This is a genomic window from Bradyrhizobium sp. 141 (assembly GCF_023074055.1).
Lineage (GTDB): Bacteria > Pseudomonadota > Alphaproteobacteria > Rhizobiales > Xanthobacteraceae > Bradyrhizobium.
This window is the reverse complement of sequence record NZ_JADPKR010000101.1, coordinates 1-2536: the sequence shown is the minus strand read 5'-3', so window position 1 is coordinate 2536 and position 2536 is coordinate 1. Positions and strand designations below refer to the sequence as shown.

At 63.2% G+C, this 2536-nt stretch carries 3 protein-coding genes; all 3 read left to right on the top strand.

The genetic code is table 11. The features are described from left to right. The first annotated feature begins 83 nt into the window (after positions 1 to 83). The 3 genes from IVA81_RS31430 to IVA81_RS31420 all read left to right on the top strand — a co-directional run bounded on the left by IVA81_RS31430 (position 84) and on the right by IVA81_RS31420 (position 2515). Positions 84 to 506, top strand: a complete 423-nt coding sequence (locus IVA81_RS31430) for a transposase (RefSeq protein ID WP_247325263.1) — start codon at positions 84 to 86, stop codon at positions 504 to 506. Further along, positions 503 to 856 (top strand): IS66 family insertion sequence element accessory protein TnpB, encoded by a 354-nt coding sequence (gene tnpB, locus IVA81_RS31425; RefSeq protein ID WP_061876445.1) that lies wholly within the window; start codon positions 503 to 505, stop codon positions 854 to 856. The genes IVA81_RS31430 and tnpB overlap by 4 nt, the downstream gene beginning before the upstream one ends. Positions 857 to 925: 69 nt before the next feature. Beyond that, the gene (locus IVA81_RS31420; protein ID WP_247325262.1) at positions 926 to 2515 is read left to right on the top strand and encodes an IS66 family transposase; all 1590 of its coding nucleotides are present in this window, start codon (positions 926 to 928) and stop codon (positions 2513 to 2515) included. Positions 2516 to 2536 lie beyond the last annotated feature (21 nt).

Below are 2536 nucleotides of genomic sequence, written 5' to 3'. Positions count from 1 at the left end.
ATCGTAAGCGCGAAGCCGATACCCTTGCTTCAGAATTCGAATGAACGTGCGAAGAAGCCTCCGGCTCTGGACGGAGGTTTGGGATGGGATTGGACAGCAAAAAGGACGTCCATTTGGACGGCTCATCGGTAGGGCCGGTGAGCCGGCTGGAGGTCCTTGAAGGACCGTCGGGACGCCGCGTGCGTTCGGAGGCTGAGAGAGCCCGGATCGTCGCCGAGAGTCTGCTACCCGGTGCCCAGGTGTCCGAGGTGGCGCGCAAGCACGGAGCGACGCGCTGGCAGATTTACGATTGGCGACGACGCTTCCGACAGCGAGGCATGTTGGCGCCGTGCGAGGCGTCGCCGTCGACATTCGCGCCGCTGGTCGTGGAAAGCGCGTTGGAGGCGGGTCACGTTCCGGCCATCAAGCTTGAGATCGCGATCGGCGATGTCGTGCTGCGGACGGACACAGCCATAGATGGCGAGCAGCTGTCCCGGGTGATCCGCGCAGTGCGAGCGTCACGATGATCGCGGCCGGTGCCGATCTGAAGATTTACATCGCGACGCGGCCGATCGACTTCCGCTGTGGCCACGATGGACTTGCGGCGAAGGTGCAGGAGATGCTTCGCCTCGACCCGTTCAGCGGCGCAGCCTTCGTGTTCCGATCGAAACGAGCGGACCGGATCAAGATTTTGGTCTGGGATCGAACGGGCCTGGTGCTGGTGCACAAGCGCCTCGAAGGCTGCAAGTTCGTTTGGCCAACGATCGCAGACGGCGTGATGCGCATATCGCCAGCGATGTTCGCTGCCCTGTTCGAGGGGCTGGATTGGAGGTTGGTCCGCCCGGAAGAAGCGCGGCGTCCCCAGGCAGCTGGATGACTGCGGCAGATTGACTCGGGAGCTATTTTGAACGTGGCACGCGCAGTGGTGATGTGCTCGAAATAGCGCATGAGCATTGCGGCGCTGCGCGAGGAAAACGAACGCCTGAAGGCGCTTTTGGCGCAAACGCAGTCAGCCTTGAGCGAGCATCAGGGGGCACTGGCGGCATCGGAGGAAGCGCGACGTCGGCTGGAGGTCATTCTCGGGGAATTGCGACGCGAGAAGTTCGGCGCGAAGTCCGAGAAGCTGCGGCCAGATCAGTATCACTTGCCGCTGGAAGACGTGGAGATCGCGCAAGGCATCCTGGACGCGGCGCAGGAGAGAGCCGAGGCTGTGATCCAGGGCCGATCGCGGAACGCGCCAGATCAAGGTTCTCATCGCAATCGCGGCTGCTTGCCTGCCCATTTGCCGCGGGTGGAACGGATCATCGAGCCCGCGAGCACGCTCTGTCCGTGCGGTTGCGGCGCCATGACGAAGATTGGCGAAGACGTCAGCAAACGCCTCGACGTGATCCCGGCGCAATGGCGGGTGTTGGTCACGCGCCGCCCGAAATACATCTGTCGCCGCTGCTCGGGCCCTGTCGTGCAGGCGCACGCACCGGAGCACGTGGTGCCTGGTGGACTGCCGACCGAAGCGGCGATTGCGCACGTGATCGTCTCCAAGTTCGGCGACCATACGCCGTTTTACCGTCAGGCCGAGATCTATGCGCGCCAGGGGATCCGGCTTGATCGGGCGACACTGGGCAACTGGTCCGGTCGCGCCTGCTTCCATCTTCAACCCATCGCGGACCATATGCGCCGCCACTTGGCCATGGCGGATCGTCTGTTCATGGACGAAACCACGGCGCCGGTACTCGATCCCGGGCGCGGCCAAACGAAGAAAGGCTACTTCTGGGCGATCGTGTCCGATGACCGCGGCCACAGCGGCCCAAGTCCGCCGATCGTGCTGTTCCGATATGCCCCCAGTCGCAGCGGTGCCTTCGCTGAGCAGTTCCTGGACGGCTTTGGCGGACGCTTCCTGCAATGCGATGCCTATGGCGGTTATGACCGGCTAACCGAAGTCGCCCGACCACAAGGGCCGTGGACGCTCGTGCATTGCTGGAGCCATTTGCGCCGGCGTTTTGTCAAATTGGCCCGCAACAGCAAATCGCCGATCGCTGAGGCCGCGGTTCGGCACATCGCACAGCTTTACGCCATCGAAGCCATGGTCCGCGGTTCATCGCCGGACATCCGGCTGGCCGCGCGCAAGGAGCACTCGCTGCCCATCGTCGCCGCGTTAAAGCCGTGGTTCGAGAAGCAGCTGTCGATGATCTCCAGTGGCTCGACGCTCGCCGACGACATCCGCTACGCGCTCAATCACTGGCAAGGGCTGACCCGCTTCCTCGAAGACGGGCGCCTCGAGCTTGACACGAACCCGGTCGAGAACGCCATCCGGCCAGTCTGCCTGACCAGAAAAAATGCGCTCTTCGCCGGTCATGAAGTGGGCGCGGAAAACTGGGCCTTGCTCGCCTCGATCGTCGCCACCTGCAAGCTCAACGACGTTAACCCGGCCGCCTACATCGCCGAAACACTCGAGGCAATCATCGACGGCCATCCCCATAGCCGCATCGAAGACCTCATGCCGTGGCGATTCCGCAAAACGTCAAGCCAGCCTCAATAGGGTTGCGGCTAAGCGCTTACT